At 62.9% G+C, this 15,430-nt stretch carries 13 protein-coding genes and 1 tRNA gene; 7 read left to right on the forward strand and 7 right to left on the reverse strand.

Annotated elements, in window-relative coordinates:
* Positions 1-46 precede the first annotated feature (46 nt).
* A complete protein-coding gene (locus AC0L2R_RS16820) occupies positions 47-1,057 on the forward strand; it encodes a ligase-associated DNA damage response exonuclease (RefSeq protein WP_473510289.1) in 1,011 nt (336 codons plus the stop codon).
* A 241-nt stretch (positions 1,058-1,298) separates the two neighbouring features.
* Entirely contained in the window at positions 1,299-2,900 is a 1,602-nt protein-coding gene (locus AC0L2R_RS16825; RefSeq protein ID WP_473510369.1) for a cisplatin damage response ATP-dependent DNA ligase, read from the forward strand.
* A 106-nt stretch (positions 2,901-3,006) separates the two neighbouring features.
* On the opposite strand, the gene AC0L2R_RS16830 is transcribed toward AC0L2R_RS16825, so the two are convergent.
* Positions 3,007-4,239 carry a hypothetical protein gene (locus AC0L2R_RS16830; RefSeq protein WP_473510291.1) on the reverse strand — a complete coding sequence of 411 codons (1,233 nt, stop codon included), beginning with the start codon at positions 4,237-4,239 and terminating at the stop codon, positions 3,007-3,009.
* A 338-nt stretch (positions 4,240-4,577) separates the two neighbouring features.
* On the opposite strand from AC0L2R_RS16830, the gene AC0L2R_RS16835 reads away from it, so the two are divergent.
* A tRNA-Thr gene (locus AC0L2R_RS16835) sits at positions 4,578-4,653 on the forward strand.
* A 124-nt stretch (positions 4,654-4,777) separates the two neighbouring features.
* On the opposite strand, the gene AC0L2R_RS16840 is transcribed toward AC0L2R_RS16835, so the two are convergent.
* A complete protein-coding gene (locus AC0L2R_RS16840) occupies positions 4,778-5,902 on the reverse strand; it encodes a PQQ-dependent sugar dehydrogenase (RefSeq protein ID WP_473510293.1) in 1,125 nt (374 codons plus the stop codon).
* Positions 5,903-6,191: 289 nt separating this feature from the next.
* On the opposite strand from AC0L2R_RS16840, the gene AC0L2R_RS16845 reads away from it, so the two are divergent.
* From AC0L2R_RS16845 to AC0L2R_RS16855, 3 genes are all read left to right on the forward strand, one after another.
* Complete coding sequence (locus AC0L2R_RS16845) at positions 6,192-6,617, forward strand: globin family protein (RefSeq protein ID WP_023802903.1); 426 nt, start codon at positions 6,192-6,194, stop codon at positions 6,615-6,617.
* 65 nt (positions 6,618-6,682) lie between these two features.
* On the forward strand, positions 6,683-7,009 hold the full coding sequence (locus AC0L2R_RS16850; RefSeq protein ID WP_027151640.1) for a hypothetical protein: 327 nt from the start codon (positions 6,683-6,685) through the stop codon (positions 7,007-7,009).
* 127 nt (positions 7,010-7,136) lie between these two features.
* Positions 7,137-7,670 (forward strand): DUF2380 domain-containing protein, encoded by a 534-nt coding sequence (locus tag AC0L2R_RS16855; protein WP_473510295.1) that lies wholly within the window; start codon positions 7,137-7,139, stop codon positions 7,668-7,670.
* Between the two features lie 75 nt (positions 7,671-7,745).
* On the opposite strand, the gene AC0L2R_RS16860 is transcribed toward AC0L2R_RS16855, so the two are convergent.
* The 5 genes from AC0L2R_RS16860 to AC0L2R_RS16880 are packed head-to-tail and all read right to left on the reverse strand — an operon-like array spanning position 7,746 to position 13,028.
* Positions 7,746-8,576: a dipeptide ABC transporter ATP-binding protein gene (locus tag AC0L2R_RS16860; RefSeq protein WP_473510297.1), complete on the reverse strand. Its 831-nt coding sequence runs from the start codon at positions 8,574-8,576 to the stop codon at positions 7,746-7,748.
* Positions 8,573-9,448 carry an ABC transporter ATP-binding protein gene (locus tag AC0L2R_RS16865; RefSeq protein WP_287174419.1) on the reverse strand — a complete coding sequence of 292 codons (876 nt, stop codon included), beginning with the start codon at positions 9,446-9,448 and terminating at the stop codon, positions 8,573-8,575. Before AC0L2R_RS16865 ends, AC0L2R_RS16860 begins: the two co-directional genes overlap by 4 nt.
* 2 nt (positions 9,449-9,450) lie before the next feature.
* On the reverse strand, positions 9,451-10,368 hold the full coding sequence (locus tag AC0L2R_RS16870; RefSeq protein ID WP_023802898.1) for an ABC transporter permease subunit: 918 nt from the start codon (positions 10,366-10,368) through the stop codon (positions 9,451-9,453).
* Position 10,369: 1 nt separating this feature from the next.
* Positions 10,370-11,377 carry an ABC transporter permease subunit gene (locus AC0L2R_RS16875; protein WP_473510299.1) on the reverse strand — a complete coding sequence of 336 codons (1,008 nt, stop codon included), beginning with the start codon at positions 11,375-11,377 and terminating at the stop codon, positions 10,370-10,372.
* Between the two features lie 58 nt (positions 11,378-11,435).
* Positions 11,436-13,028, reverse strand: a complete 1,593-nt coding sequence (locus AC0L2R_RS16880; RefSeq protein WP_473510300.1) for an ABC transporter substrate-binding protein — start codon at positions 13,026-13,028, stop codon at positions 11,436-11,438.
* 429 nt (positions 13,029-13,457) lie between these two features.
* On the opposite strand from AC0L2R_RS16880, the gene AC0L2R_RS16885 reads away from it, so the two are divergent.
* Positions 13,458-15,428 carry a long-chain-fatty-acid--CoA ligase gene (locus tag AC0L2R_RS16885; RefSeq protein WP_473510302.1) on the forward strand — a complete coding sequence of 657 codons (1,971 nt, stop codon included), beginning with the start codon at positions 13,458-13,460 and terminating at the stop codon, positions 15,426-15,428.
* Positions 15,429-15,430: the final 2 nt, after the last annotated feature.

Raw genomic sequence — 15,430 nt, forward strand, 5'->3', positions numbered from 1 at the left:
CTTGCAACAGGCTTCCCGCGCCGGAATTAGCAACTATCTTGGAGCCATGCGCGCCAGCGACCTGCTTCATCCCCGGCCCGAGGGCCTCTATTGCCCGCCCGGCGATTTCTTCATCGATCCGGTGCGGCCGGTCAACCGGGCGCTGATCACACACGGCCATTCCGACCATGCCCGTTCCGGCCACCGCTCGGTGCTGGCTACACAACAGACGCTGGACATCATGCGGCTGCGCTACGGCGAGGGTTTTGCCGGGACGACGCAAGCGGCAGCACTTGGCGAGGCGATTGCGCTGAACGGCGTCACCGTAACCTTCCATCCGGCCGGCCATGTGCTGGGCTCGGCGCAGATCGAGGTCGTGCATCAGGGCTCATGCATCGTCGCTTCGGGCGACTACAAGCGCCAGAGGGACGCGACTTGCGAGCCGTTCGAACCGGTCAAGTGCGACGTGTTCATCACCGAGGCGACTTTCGGCCTGCCGGTGTTCCGTCATCCGCCCGATACCGAAGAGATCGCCCGGCTGCTGAAATCGACGGCGCAGTTTCCCGAACGCGCGCATCTGGTCGGCGCCTATGCGCTTGGCAAGGCGCAGCGCGTCATGCGCTTGCTGCGCGACGCCGGCTACGACAGGCCGATCTATATCCACGGCGCGCTGGCCAAGCTCAGCGACTACTATCAGAGCCAGGGCATCGAGCTCGGGACGTTGGAGCCGGCGACCGTCGAAAGCAGTGGCAAGGAGGATTTCACCGGCGCCATCGTCGTCGGCCCGCCATCGGCGTTCGCCGACCGCTGGGCGCGGCGCTTTCCCGATCCGATCTCGTGCTTTGCCTCCGGCTGGATGCGCATCCGCCAGCGCGCCAAGCAGGGCGGCGTCGAGCTGCCGCTGATCGTTTCCGACCATGCCGACTGGGACGAACTGACCGCCACGATAAGGGAAACCGGCGCGGAGGAAATCTGGGTGACGCATGGCCGCGAGGAGGCCCTGGTGCGCTGGTGCGAACTCGAGGGGATCGCTGCCAGGCCGCTGCATCTCGTCGGCTATGAGGATGAGGGCGATTGATGGCAATTATTGATCCATCAAATGCCGGCGCCGCGATCCTTCACACCCCCCTCTGGCCTGCCGGCCATCTCCCCCGCAAGGGGGGAGATCGGATGTCGCCACTGGTTTCGCCAATCTCCAACGTTGGAGGAATGAGCGCGGGGCCGAAGCTGCCAATCTCCCCCCTTGCGGGGGAGATGGCCGGCAGGCCAGAGGGGGGTGGCGTGGAGTGCAAACTCATCTTATTGGCGCGGCCCGCATTATGAACCGCTTCGCCGAACTCCTCGACCGCCTCGTGCTGACGCCGTCGCGCAACGGCAAGCTGACGCTGCTGAGCGATTATTTCCGCAGCGTCGAGGATCCGGATCGCGGCCTGGCGCTGGCTGCCATCACCGGCGACCTGACCATCGCGGCGGTCAAGCCGGCGATGCTGCGCGCGCTGGTCATGGAGCGCATGGACCCGGTGCTGTTCGGCTATTCCTACGACTATGTCGGCGACCTGGCGGAGACGGTGTCGCTGGTCTGGCCGCAATCGTCGGCGGATATCGCCAACCATGAGCCGACGCTCGCCGAGGTCGTCGCGAAATTGCAGGCGGCGAGCCGTTCCGACGGGCCGACGGTGCTGGCCCGGCTGCTCGACAGCGGCAGCGTCTCGGCGCGCTTCGCCATCATCAAGCTGGTCACCGGCGGCCTGCGCATCGGCGTTTCGGCGCGATTGGCCAAGCAGGCGCTGGCCGACCTCGGCAAGGTCGACGTCGCCGAGATTGAAGAACTCTGGCATGGGTTGGCGCCGCCCTATGCCGAGCTGTTCGCCTGGCTGGAGGGCAAGGCAGAAAAACCCAAAAAGACAGCGCTGGCGCTGTTCCGGCCGGTGATGCTGTCCAACCCGATCGGTGACGGCGACCTCGAAAAGCTCGATCCCGCCGACTATGCCGCCGAGTGGAAATGGGACGGCATCCGCGTCCAGGCGGTATCGGAAGGCGGTGTTCGCCGGCTCTACTCGCGCACCGGCGACGATGTCTCCCGGGCTTTTCCTGACCTCGCAGAAGCGATGGATTTCTCCGCCACCCTCGACGGCGAGCTTCTGGTCGGCGATCCCCGGCAGGCGACCGGCACGTTCTCGGACCTGCAGCAGCGGCTGAACCGCAAGAGCGTGACACCGAAGATCCAGCAGCAATACCCGGCCTTCATGCGCTGCTACGACGTGCTTCAGATCGGCGACGAGGACTTGCGCATGCACCCTTTCCGCGACCGGCGCGGCCACCTCGAAGCCTTCGTGCAGACGCTCGATCCGAGCCGCTTCGATCTTTCGCCGCTGGTCGAATTCACCGACTGGGAGGCGCTGGAGGAATTGCGCCGCAAGCCGCTGCATCCGGTCATCGAAGGCGTGATGCTGAAGCGCTGGGATTCGCCCTATCTCACCGGCCGGCCGAAAGGCCCATGGTTCAAATGGAAGCGCGATCCGCACACAATTGACGCCGTGCTGATGTATGCCCAGCGCGGCCACGGCAAGCGTTCGAGTTTCTATTCCGATTACACGTTCGGCGTCTGGTCCGGCCCGGAAGGATCGGAGGAACTGGTGCCGGTGGGGAAAGCCTATTTCGGCTTCACCGACGAGGAACTGAGGCAGATCGACAAATATGTCCGCGACAACACGATCGAGCGCTTCGGCCCGGTCCGCTCGGTGCGGGCCGACCGCAGACAAGGCCTGGTGATGGAGGTGGCGTTCGAAGGGCTCAACCGCTCGACACGGCACAAATCCGGTGTCGCCATGCGCTTTCCGCGCATTTCGCGGCTGCGCTGGGACAAGCCAGCGGCCGAAGCCGACCGCATCGAGACGCTGCAGGCGCTGCTCGATAGTTAGAGCGACGTGCGTCCAATTGGACGCACAAAGTACGCTCTAACAGTTATAATCAACGCATCGTGCTTTCCGAAAATCGATTCCGATTTTCGGGCCGATGCGTTGAGCTCTACGGAACAATCGCGACGCGGATCTCGTAGATGTCGACCGACTTGCCCTGCTTGTCGAAGTCGGAATTGATGGCGATGGTGCCGGCAGCGCCCGGACGTTTGTCGGGAAACCGCACATCGAAGAGGTATTCGTTGCGCTCGTGGCCGACCGCGTAGCGCTTGCGGCCGCAGTCGCCGAGTTCGCCGAAATTGCAGTCGACGGAGATCTGCGTCTCCTGGCCCTCCTCGGAGCGGGCGATGATGTCGAACGTGGCGTGCTTGCCGGCGAGTTTGTCCAAGACGCCTTGCTCGACGTCGAAGCTGATCGCCGAACCGGAGGCGCCCGACCGGATGCGCAGGAAAGAACCGCTGTCGTCCTGCATGACTTCGGCCTTGGCATCCGAAGGCGCGCTGACAAGTGTCGGGTCGCTCGGTGAAAACACATTGATCCAGTCGCGCGCCTCATCCGCCGCGCCGGCGTTCAGCGGCGGGGCGGTGTCGCCTGGCGGCGTGAAATCATCGTCTTCCACCGTCGGTGGCGTTTGCGGCGGGGCGGTGTCGAGTTCGGCCGCCGACTTGAAGACGCCGGTCTGGGCAGCGAAATAGAGGCCGATGCCGGCGGCTGCAAGCAGCGTCACGCCGAGGAAGATCGCGGTGAGAGGCAGGCGGGGACCTCTCACCCGCCTGTCGTCGCGGTCGGGCATCACCTCTGCGTCGCCGTCCCCGGCCGATTGGGGGGACGACAAGTCGATCTCCGGCGCATCGGGAAAAGCCGCTTCGGGCATGATGTCGGGAACGACCGGCAAGACGCGCGAGCGCGGCGCATCGGAAGCTGGGGGTGCGTCGGAAGCAGGAGGCGCGACCGATGCAGGAGGCTCAGCCGGACCGTCGACAACGACCTCAGGCGGCGGCGCTGGTTCAGCGTCGGCGCCGGCATGCGGTTCGGCATCGGCCTCGGGTTCGGCATCGGCTTCGCTGCCAGCCGGCTGCTCCGCAGCCGGTGCTGCAGCGTCGTCATCGGTCGGACGGCCGACAGCGGGAACCGCCGGCAGGAATTCGGATTCGATTTCGGTTATCTTGGCCTGCACCGCCTTGCGGCGCTTGATGGCGACTTCCACCGTCACGTTCGGGTTGGCCTGCAGGGCACGATCAAGCGCGGCGAAGGCCGATCGGTACACCCGCTCGCGAAACGCGCGGTCTTCGGCATTGCCTTTCTCGAAGGCATTCCGGATCGCTTTTTCGATCGCGTCCAACGGGGACCCCCTGCACGTATGGTCACATTGTCATGATCGTTAGCCGCAGGCGACCGATCAATCAACGGGCCAGCGGCCGCATTCTGCCTTGGCGATGCATCGAAAGCCGATTTCGGCGGTTTTCGGTAAAAGAATCAACATTTTTCGCCGGTTTCCCGATGCATCGCCAACACGACAAGCACAACCTGGCGTTGAGGCTTCGCGCAACCGCATGGCCGGTCGGAGGGGGGGTCGCTTATAGGCCCGGGATGAGCCGACACGAATTGCCAAGTCCCATCTTGAATTTGTGGCGGGTTGCGTCTATCACCCAGCGCATCTTGGAGGCCTTGGCTTCCCGGGCCGCTTTAGCTCAGTTGGTAGAGCACATCATTCGTAATGATGGGGTCAGGTGTTCGAGTCACCTAAGCGGCACCACTAATCTCCTGATATCATTTCTCTTCTGTCGTATCGAAACGCAACGTTTCGAATGATTTAAAAGTGTGGCAAAAAGTGCGGCAGCGATGATGTTCGGCCCTTTCCCAAGCGCCACCGCGCGGCATCACTGCGACGCTGCCGGCGTCAGTCGCAATATCTTTCCGGCTGGTTCGTCGGTCAACGCCATGACCGCGCCGTCGGGAGCCTGCACCACGTCCCGGATACGCCTGCCGAGAGCGACGACTTCCTCGCCAGCGACCTGCTTTCCATCGATCCTGACACGAACGATGCCTTCCGCCGACAGTCCGCCAATCAACAGGTCGCCGCGCCAATCGGCAAACATGTCGCCGGTGTAGAAAATCATGCCGGAAGGCGAGATGACGGGTGTCCAGCTATGGATGGAGTCGGCAAACTCCGGCCGCGTCGACGGTTCGGGGATGCGTTCGCCCGAATAGTGCCGGCCCCAACTGACCACGGGCCAGCCGTGATTCCTGCCCGCTTGCGGAATGTTCAGCTCATCGCCGCCGAGCGGTCCCATTTCCGCCGTCCAGAGCACGCCGGTTTCGGGATGGAGCGCAGCACTTTGCACATTGCGATGGCCGTAGGACCAGATCTCGTCGGCGCCGTTCTTGCCGACGAAGGGATTGTCGTCAGGCACGGAACCATCGGGGTTGATGCGGACGATCGTGCCGAGATGATTGTTCGGGTCCTGCGCCTCTCGCATCTTGCCGCGCTCACCGAGCGTGACGAAGAGCTTGCCATCCGGCGCGAATACCAGGCGGGAGCCGTAGTGCAGCCGGCTGGACACGGCTGGTTCCTGCCGGAAGATCACTTCGAAGTTCGAAAGCGCGCTGCCGTTCTCGTCCAGGCGTCCACGGCCGACCGAGGTAGCCGCGCCGCCGCCGCGTTCCTCCGAATAGGAGAGATAGACCGTCCGGTTGTCGGCAAAGTCCGGATCGAGCGCCACATCCAGCAGACCGCCTTGTCCGCTGGCAAGGACGTCCGGCACACCGTCGATCGGGTCGGAAACGGCCCCGTCGCTCGAGACGAGCCGCAGGCGCCCCGGACGCTCGGTGACCAGCAACGCGCCGTCGGGCAGGTAGGTCGCGCCCCAGGGATGCTCGAGCCCTTCGGCAAAGGTCTCGACCGCAACGCGGCCTGTTTCGCTCTCGCTGCTGTCCTGCGCGAGCGTGGTCGAGGGCGCACCGAAGGCGAGAAGAAAAGACGAAGCAATGAATATCCGCAGCATGATTTCTCCATCCGAACGGAGGCATAGGGACCGGCTCCCCGATATAATGACCGACTGCCGATGCAGTTCCAAGCTCGCGCCGCGCCCCAGGTTTTCAGCTATGGCCAGGTCGAGGTCGGCGAGAGTTCGGCCTGGCACTCTCGGCGTGCCTCTAGATAAAGAAGACAAATGAGCGCGAACTGAAAACCAATTGAGACACAACTGAAACACATCCAGGCGCAGGCGACATGCATGCGAAACGCTTTGGGGCGATGGTCGCCGCAAGAGCAGGAACGCAGGAGCGTCGCCGATGACACCCGACCAGACCAGACTTGTCCAGGACAGTTTTCGCGAGATCGTGCCGATCCGCGTGGCCGCCGCCGCGCTGTTCTACGAGCGCCTGTTCGCGATCGACGCGGATCTTCGCGCGCTGTTTCCGGTGACAGACATGACCAAGCAAGGCGCCAAGCTGATAGCGAGCCTCGGCTTCGTCGTGCATGGACTGGACCGAGCCGACACCATCCTGCCGACGGTGCGCGTGCTCGCCAGGCGTCACGTGACTTACGGTGTCGAGGAGCGTCATTACCCGATCGTCGGGCAAGCGCTCATCGAGACGCTGGCGGCCGGCCTCGGCACGGCTTTTACGCCGGCTGTCCGCGAGGCTTGGGAGGCGGCCTACGGGTTGCTCGCCAGCGTAATGATCGCGGCTGCCCGTGAGGATCAGCTCGCCGCGTAATTTTTGGGGATGCAGCCGCAGGCGACCACCCACCCAAACGACAATTCCAAATGGAGAGAAACACGATGTTCAGATACACAGCACTTGCGGCGCTTTGCGTCGTGGCAGGTTCCGCTTCTGCCGGCGAACTCACCGCCCGTCAGGGTGGGACCGTCGATCTCGGCAATTTTCATGGCGTCGTCTACTACACGGAGGCGGATGACGGCTACCGGGTGGTCACCACGATGGCGGCGGGCGAAGAAAACCTGCCAGTACGCTTCGTCGCGACCCTCAGCGAGGGCCAGGCGTTCGTGATCTCGGTCCCGGGCGCGTTGGCAGGGGCCGGCCAGGCACTCGAAATCTCGCGCGCCAAAGGCAAGCTGGTTGTCGCGGAGGTGGAGTCCACCCAGTAACGGGTTGAAAGTTGACGTCGCGACGCAACCGGGTAGTCTGCGCCCGCTTCCGCGTCTTCCAACAGCGCGAAGAGACAAATCGGCACCGTCATTGGGATGGGTATCGTCCTAACCTCGGAGAAACGAGATGCTCAAGGTGCAAAGTGCGGAAGTTCGATTTCGACTTTTTGAGTGTGGACATTTTTTCCTGATCCTGATGGGCGCTGGTCTACTTGCGCCGGCCGCTTTTGCCGATGTCGTCGAGCCAGCGACCCTCGCCGTCGCGGATTTCGAGTTCAGGGATACATCAGGCGAAGTCAGGGACCAGACCGCCGAACACGAAGCGCGACTGAAGGCATTTGGCGTTGCGTTGCAGGATGGCCTTTCTGAGAAGATCAAGCTCGTCGCGTTACCCTGTCAGGCAGAACAGTGCACCATCAAGGACCCCGGCCTTGTCGATCTCTCGAAACAGGCAAAAACAGCCAGCGCGAAATATCTCCTGATCGGTCAGGTGCACAAGATGAGCACGCTGGTCGGCTGGGTGAAGTTTGCGGTCTTGGATTTGAACGGCAACAAACCTGTCTGCGATCGATACCTGACTTACCGGGGAGATACCGACGAAGCATGGCGGCGAGCAGCAGAGTTCACCGCGCGTGACGTCGAGAAGCACTGCATTCCGTAGGTATAGCGGTCGCTGGAGCCTTTGATCAGCCGGTGCCCTGAACCTTAGCATGGGCTGGGTACCGCAATTGCGGCGTCAGGCGGCCTTCTTCTTCGCCAGCCTCGCTTTAATGCTGGCGACGTCGGCGCGCGGCGTCGCCGCGAACAGCGTCTTGGTGTAGCTGTGCTTGGGGTCGGCAAAGACCTCGTCGCGCGAGCCGTATTCGACGGCCTCGCCGTAATACATGACCATCACCTCGTCGGCGATGTAGCGCACCACCGACAGGTCGTGGCTGATGAAGACATAGGTCAGCTCGAACTCGTCCTGCAGGTCGGCGAGCAGGTTGAGCACCTGCGCCTGCACCGACAGATCGAGCGCCGAGACCGGTTCGTCGAGCACCAAAAGGCTCGGATTGAGCATCAGCGCGCGGGCAATGGCGATGCGCTGGCGCTGGCCGCCCGAGAACATGTGCGGGTAACGGTTGTAATGCTCCGGTCCGAGGCCGACCTTCTTCAGCATCTTCATGGCGAGATCGCGCCGTTCGTCGGCTGGCGTGTCGGTGTTGATGAGCAGCGGCTCGCCCAACACGTCGCCGATCTTCTGGCGCGGATTGAGCGAACCGTAAGGGTTCTGGAAGACGATCTGCACCTTGCGGCGCATCTCCTTCGTCAGCCCATTCCTGGCGATGTCGACCTTGTTGCCGTCGATGAAGAGCTCGCCCGCCGTCGCCGGATCGATCAGGGTTATGATACGGGCGAGCGTTGACTTGCCGCAGCCGCTTTCGCCGACGATCGCCAGCGTCTTGCCCTTGTCGACGCTGAACGAAACGCCCTTGACCGCATGCACCGTGCGCGAGGGGCGAAACAGGCCGCCGCCGACATGATAGTCGCGCACGATGTTCTTGCCTTCGAGAACCGTCGCGCTCATGACGCGGCTCCCGTTGCAGTCCCGCTCCCAGCAGCAGAGGGGGCCGGTTCGAACAGCATGTCGGAAATGGTCGGCAGCCTGTCGCCGACGGCGTTTTCCGGCAGCGCCGACAGCAGCGCGCGGGTGTAGTTGCTCTTCGGCTGCTCGAACAGTGACAGAACGTCGGCCTCTTCCATCTTGCGGCCTTTGTACTGGACGATGACGCGGTCGGCGGTCTCGGCCACGACGCCCATATTGTGGGTGATCATGATCAGCCCCATGCCGTATTTGGCCTGCAAGCCGACCAAAAGATCGAGGATCTGCTTCTGGATGGTGACGTCGAGCGCGGTGGTCGGCTCGTCGGCGATCAGCAGCTTGGGATTGCAGGCGATCGCGATCGCGATCATGACGCGCTGGCACTGGCCGCCCGACATCTGGTGCGGGAATGAGTTCAGCCGCTCTTCCGGATCGGCGATGCCGACCAGCTTCATCAGCTCGATGGCGCGGGCCCGACGCTGGGCGCGGTCCATGCCCAAATGGAAGCGCAGCACCTCCTCGATCTGGAAGCCGGCGGTGAAGCATGGATTGAGGCTGGCGATCGGCTCCTGGAAGATCATCGAGATGTCCTTGCCGACGATCTTGCGGCGCTCGGACGGGCTGAGCTCAAGCAGGTCGACGCCGTCGAAGGCCATGCGATCGGCCTTTACCGTCGCCGTGTTCGGCAACAGCCCCATCACCGCCAGCATCGCCACCGATTTGCCGGAGCCGGATTCGCCGACGATCGCCAGCACCTCGCGCGGCTCGATCGACAGGTCGATGCCTTGCACGGCCATGAACGGTCCGGCGGCGGTATCAAACGACACGGTGAGGTTCTTGATGTCGAGAAGAGGCATGGTCACGACCTCTTCAGCTTGGGGTCGAAGGCATCGCGCAGGCCATCGCCGATCAGGTTGATGGCGAGCACCGTGATCAGGATGGCAAGGCCGGGGAAGGTCACCACCCATGGCGCGCGCAGGATGAACTCGCGCGCCGTGGCCAGCATGGTGCCCCATTCCGGGGTTGGCGGCTGCGCGCCGACGCCAAGGAAGCCAAGAGCCGCGGCCTCGAGAATGGCGTTGGAGAAGGACAGCGTCGCCTGCACGATCAGCGGCGCCATGCAGTTCGGCAGGATCGTCTTCACCATCAGCCTGAGATGGCTGGCACCGGCCACCTTGGCTGAGATCACATATTCGCGGTTCTTTTCGGCCATCACCGCCGCACGGGTGAGCCGCGCGAAATGCGGCTGCAGCACCAGCGCGATCGCCAGCATGGCGTTGAACAGGCCGGGTCCGAGGATCGCCACCAGAACGAGGGCAAGCAGCAGCGACGGGAAGGCCAGGATGACGTCCATGACGCGCATGATCAGCGTATCGACCCAGCCGCGGAAATAGCCGGCGAGCACGCCGAGGACGATACCGCTGGTCAGCGAGAAAACAACGACGACCAGACCGATGAACAGCGAGAACCGCGCCCCGAAAATCAGCCGCGAAAGCATGTCGCGGCCAACGGCGTCGGTGCCGAGCAGGAACGTCGATCTGCCGCCCTCCTGCCAGGCCGGCGGCGCCAGCAGCGCATCGCGAAACTGTTCGTCAGGCGAATGCGGCGCGACCAACGGCGCGAAGATCGCCACCAGCACCAGCGCAGTGAACACGACCAGGCCGATGACGGCGCCGGTGTTCATCGAGTAGTAATGCCAGAACTCGGTGAAGGCGCGTTGCCGGCCGCCGGTCGGAATGGAGGCGGCGGTGGCTTCTGCCGTGGTTTGGTCGGTCATCTCACTGCACCCGGATACGTGGGTTGATGACGGCGTAGAGCACGTCGACGATCAGGTTCACCGCCATGACGATCAGCGCGATGATCAGCAAGCCGCTCTGGACGACCACATAGTCGCGCTTGGCGATCGCGTCGATCATCCACTTGCCGATACCGGGCCAGGAAAAGATCGTTTCGGTCAGGATGGCGCCCGCCATCAGCGTGCCGACCTGCAGGCCGACGGTGGTGACGACGGGGATCAGCGCATTGCGAAAAGCGTGGAGCCCGATGACGCGACGCGGCGCCAGGCCCTTGGCGCGGGCGGTGCGGACGTAGTCTTCGCCCAGCACCTCCAGCATCGCCGACCGCGTCTGGCGCGCTATGACGGCGAGCGGGATTGTCGCCAGCACGATCGCCGGCAGGACAAGATGACTGGCGGCGGACCTGAAAGCGCCGCTTTTGCCGGAGATCAGGCTGTCGATCAGCATGAACCCCGTCGTCGGCTTGAAGAAATATTGAAGGCCGATGCGGCCGGAAACCGGCGTCCAGCCGAGATAGCCGGAGAAGAAGATGATGAGCAGCAGTCCCCACCAGAAGATCGGCATCGAATAGCCGGTCAGCGCCACGCCCATCGTCGCCTGGTCGAACCAGGATCCGCGCTTGACCGCGGCGAAGATGCCGGCGGGAATGCCGATGAGCACGGCGATGATCAGCGCGATCGTCGCCAGTTCCAGCGTCGCCGGAAACAGCGCCTGGAATTCACCGAGCACCGGCCGCTTGGTGGCGAGCGATATGCCGAAGTCGCCGGTCAGGACCCTGCCGATATACTCCAGATACTGGACGACATAAGGCCGGTTGTAGCCAAACCGCTCGACAAGCTCGGCGTAGCGTTCCGGGCTGACGCCGCGCTCGCCGGCCAGGGCCGTGATCGGGTCGCCCGGCAGAAGCCGGACGAAAGCGAACGCCGCCAGCGATATGCCGAACACGGTCGGGATGATCAAGGCGAGCTTGTGGAGGAGATAGCGGAGCATCTTGCTTCATAGAACGGCGGCGCTTTAAGTCCAGCGTCGCCGTTCTATTTCTCAGCAGTTATTCGGCGACGTCGACGCCGTCAAACCGATGAATGCCGAGCGGATCCATGACGAAGCCCGAAACCTTCTTGTTCATCGGCATGAAGACCTTGGAATGGGCGATAGTCAGCCACGGCGCCTCACGCTTGAACACGACCTGAGCCTCCTCGTAGATCTTGGTGCGCTCGGCGACATCCGTGGTCGCCTTGCCCTTCTGCAACAGGGCTTCGAACTCCTGGTTGCACCAGATCGCATAGTTGGACTGGCCGATGGCATCGCAGCCGAGCAGGAACAGGAAATTGTCCGGGTCGCCATTGTCGCCGGTCCAGCCGAGCTGGAAGGCGCCGTCACGGTCCTTCTGCTTGCCGCGTTCGCGATACTCGGTCCATTCGTAGCTGACGATCTCGGCCTTCACGCCGATCTTGGCGTAGTCGGCCTGGATCAGTTCCGCGACCCGTTGGGCATTCGGATTGTACGGGCGGCTGACCGGCATTGCCCAGATCTTCATCGACAGATCCGTGACGCCGGCATCAGTCAGCATCTTCTTGGCCGCGTCCGGATCGTACGGATCGTCCTTGACCTCCTTGTTATAGGACCACATCGTCGGCGGGATCGGGTTTATCGCCGCCTGGCCAGCGCCCTGATAGACCGCATCGAGAATGGCCTGCTTGTTGACGGCCATGTTGAGGGCCTTGCGGACCTCGACCTTGTCGAAGGGCGCCTGCGTCGTGTTGTAGGCCATGTAGCCGATGTTCAGGCCTTCCTGCTCGTCGACCTTGAGGTTCGGGTCGGCCTTCAGGCCGGCAATGTCGGCCGGCGCCGGGTACGACATGATATCGCACTCGCCCGCCTTCAGCTTCTGCGCGCGCACGGCCGGATCGGTGGTGATGGCGAAGATCAGATCGTCGATCTTCTGGCGGCCGCCATAGTAGCCGTCCCATGCCGCATAGCGAATGACCGCGTCGACCTGGTAGTCGACGAACTGGAACGGACCGGTGCCGATCGGCTTCTGGGTGAATTGCTGCCTGGTGCCGGCCTTGTCGAGTTGGTCGGCATATTCCTTGGAGACGATCGAAGCGAAATCCATGCCGAGATCCGGCAGGAAAGCGACCTCAGGCTTGTTCAGCACGAATTTCACCGTCAGGTCGTCGACCTTGACGATCTCCTTGAGAAGATCCGGGAAGCCCATGCCGGCAAAATACTCCCAGCCGGTGCCTGCCAGATAGTCGAACCACGGGTTTTCCTTCTTCCACTGGCGTTCGAAGGAGAAGATCACGTCGTCGGCGTTGAGATCGCGCGTCGGCGTGAAGTAGTCGGTGGTCTGGAACTTCACGCCCGGCCGAAGCTTGAACGTGTATTCGAGACCGTCGTCGGAAACCGTCCAGCTCTCGGCGAGGCCAGGCGTGATGGTGGTCTTGCCGTGTTCGAACTCGACCAGGCGCGAATAGATGGTGCGCGACGACGCGTCGAAGTCGTTGCCACCGCTCCACGGCGACGGGTCGAAGCCGGCCGGCGACGCCTCCGAGCAGTAGACCAACTGCTTGGCATTGGCCATGCCGCCGAGGACGCTTGCGGCCAGCAACGCGGCCGCAAAAGTCAGTTTCTTTTTCATGGAGGACTCCCTGATGTTCTTCCAAGCCCCTCTATCAGGCTCGCGAAGCGCGCATATAAGCACCGTTTTTCCGGCTTTGGAACACCCCGTTTGCCTACCCCATGGGAAGCAGAATTTCTTTCTGCGCACTCGCCAAAAAGGAGAAGGAAATGTCAATTACCGCCTATCACGGTAATGTTAACGACTGCATTTTTTTATTGATCTTCAACCCGGCGTTGGTGAGGAAACTACGACCTTCGGCTGGTCGTTGCCGCGGACGATTTCTTCCCACCTTGCCGCAGGGGCAGACTTGCACGGCTGCCGATAGTCGCAATACATAGATGACAGGCTGGATTTCCTGGATGCCGGCAGCAGCGGAGGACGTCTCTGTCATTCGGAGGCGACACGGCGAGCAGGCAGAGACAATAAGAACAATCGAGGGAGGGACGAGTGGCAAAAACACCAAGGACGACGGCACCAGCGACAGCCAAGGCCAAACCTGCTGCGCAACCGGCTAGCCCCGACAAGCCCCCGACAAGCCAAGGGCCAAAGGCGCCGACGGCCAAAACCAAGCCGAAGGCGGCCGCGGTGTCCACCAAGACCAATGTATCCGCGAAGACCAATGTATCGCCGAAGCCTGGCGCAAAGCCCGCCGCCGTCAAACCGGCGGCGAAGGCGGCACCGACAGCGGCTGCATCGGCGTCAAACCCAGGTCCGGCCACAAGGCTGCCGAATGTGGTTGCCGCCGGATTTCCGGAAAAACCCTGGCTCAAAAGCTATCCAAAAGTCGTTCCGGCCGAGATCGGCGCTCTGCCCTTCGGCTCCATCGGCGATCTGCTCGCCGACGTCTGCAAGCAGTACGCCAGCCGGCCCGCCTTTACCTGCATGGGCAAGACCATCACCTATGCGGAAGTCGAGCGGCAATCGGCCGCCTTCGGCGCCTATCTGCAATCGACGGGACTGCCGAAAGGCGCACGCGTGGCGCTGATGATGCCGAACGTGCTGCAATATCCGGTGGCGATGATGGCAGTGCTGCGCGCCGGCTATGTCGTGGTCAACGTCAACCCGCTCTACACGCCGCGCGAGCTGGAACATCAGCTCAAGGATTCCGGCGCGCAAGCCATCGTCATTCTCGAGAATTTCGCCAACACCTTGCAGGCGGTGATCGCTAAAACGGCGGTCAAGCATGTCGTGGTCGCGGCGATGGGCGACATGCTTGGCGGCCTGAAGGGGACGATCGTCAATCTCGTCGTGCGCCGCGTGAAGAAGATGGTGCCGGCCTGGTCGCTGCCGGGCCATGTCAAGTTCAATGCCGCGTTGAAGGCAGCCGCCGGCATGAATTTCAAGCCGGTGCATGTCGCTGCCGACGACGTCGCCTTCCTGCAATATACCGGCGGCACCACCGGCATCTCGAAGGGCGCGGTGCTGCTGCACAGCAACGTGCTGGCCAACGTCGCGCAGAACGCGCTGTGGATCGAGGACGCCTTCACGGTCAAGCCCAAGCCGGCGCATCTCAACTTCATCTGCGCGCTGCCGCTCTATCATATCTTCGCGCTGACGGTGAACGCGCTGATGGGCATGCAACTGGGTGGCCAGAACATACTCATTCCCAATCCGCGCGACATTCCCGGCTTCGTCAAGCAACTCGGCAAATACCCGATCCACATCTTTCCAGGCCTCAACACGCTGTTCAACGCGCTGCTCAACAATGAGGATTTCCGCAAGCTCGACTTCAAGCCGCTGATCCTGACGCTGGGTGGCGGCATGGCGGTGCAGAAGGGTGTCGCCGAACGCTGGAAGGCGTTGACCGGCTGCCCGGTCACCGAGGGCTACGGGCTTTCGGAAACCTCGCCGGTGGCAACCGCCAACACATTCAGCGACGGCAACTTCACCGGCACGATCGGCCTGCCGCTGCCCTCGACCGAGATCGCCATCCGCGACGAAGACGGCAATGATTTGCCGCCCGGCGAAGTCGGCGAGATCTGCATCCGCGGACCGCAGGTGATGGCCGGTTACTGGAACCGGCCGGACGAGACCGCCAAGGTGATGACCAAGGACGGTTTCTTCAAGTCGGGCGACATGGGCTTCATGGACGAGCGCGGCTACACCAAGATCGTCGACCGCAAGAAAGACATGATCCTTGTGTCCGGCTTCAACGTCTATCCGAACGAACTCGAGGAAGTGGTGGCGCTGCATCCGGGCGTGCTCGAAGTGGCCGCGATCGGCGTGCCGGACGAGCATTCAGGCGAAGTGCCGAAGCTGTTCGTCGTCAAGAAGGACCCGTTGCTGACCGCAGAGGTGCTGACTGTGTATTGCCGCGAGAACCTGACCGGTTACAAGCGGCCAAAATACATCGAGTTTCGGACCGAACTGCCGAAGACGCCGGTCGGCAAGATCCTGCGGCGGGCATTGCGGGAATAGGA

Source organism: Mesorhizobium sp. WSM4820 (assembly GCF_055811075.1).

Excerpts from the sequence above, each read along its gene's own strand:
- AC0L2R_RS16820 (WP_473510289.1), top strand. The coding sequence starts at position 47 with ATGCGCGCCAGCGACCTGCTTCATCCCCGGCCCGAGGGCCTCTATTGC.
- AC0L2R_RS16825 (WP_473510369.1), top strand. The coding sequence starts at position 1,299 with ATGAACCGCTTCGCCGAACTCCTCGACCGCCTCGTGCTGACGCCGTCG.
- AC0L2R_RS16840 (WP_473510293.1), bottom strand. The coding sequence starts at position 5,902 with ATGCTGCGGATATTCATTGCTTCGTCTTTTCTTCTCGCCTTCGGTGCG.
- AC0L2R_RS16845 (WP_023802903.1), top strand. The coding sequence starts at position 6,192 with ATGACACCCGACCAGACCAGACTTGTCCAGGACAGTTTTCGCGAGATC.
- AC0L2R_RS16850 (WP_027151640.1), top strand. The coding sequence starts at position 6,683 with ATGTTCAGATACACAGCACTTGCGGCGCTTTGCGTCGTGGCAGGTTCC.
- AC0L2R_RS16855 (WP_473510295.1), top strand. The coding sequence starts at position 7,137 with ATGCTCAAGGTGCAAAGTGCGGAAGTTCGATTTCGACTTTTTGAGTGT.
- AC0L2R_RS16860 (WP_473510297.1), bottom strand. The coding sequence starts at position 8,576 with ATGAGCGCGACGGTTCTCGAAGGCAAGAACATCGTGCGCGACTATCAT.
- AC0L2R_RS16865 (WP_287174419.1), bottom strand. The coding sequence starts at position 9,448 with ATGCCTCTTCTCGACATCAAGAACCTCACCGTGTCGTTTGATACCGCC.
- AC0L2R_RS16870 (WP_023802898.1), bottom strand. The coding sequence starts at position 10,368 with ATGACCGACCAAACCACGGCAGAAGCCACCGCCGCCTCCATTCCGACC.
- AC0L2R_RS16875 (WP_473510299.1), bottom strand. The coding sequence starts at position 11,377 with ATGCTCCGCTATCTCCTCCACAAGCTCGCCTTGATCATCCCGACCGTG.
- AC0L2R_RS16880 (WP_473510300.1), bottom strand. The coding sequence starts at position 13,028 with ATGAAAAAGAAACTGACTTTTGCGGCCGCGTTGCTGGCCGCAAGCGTC.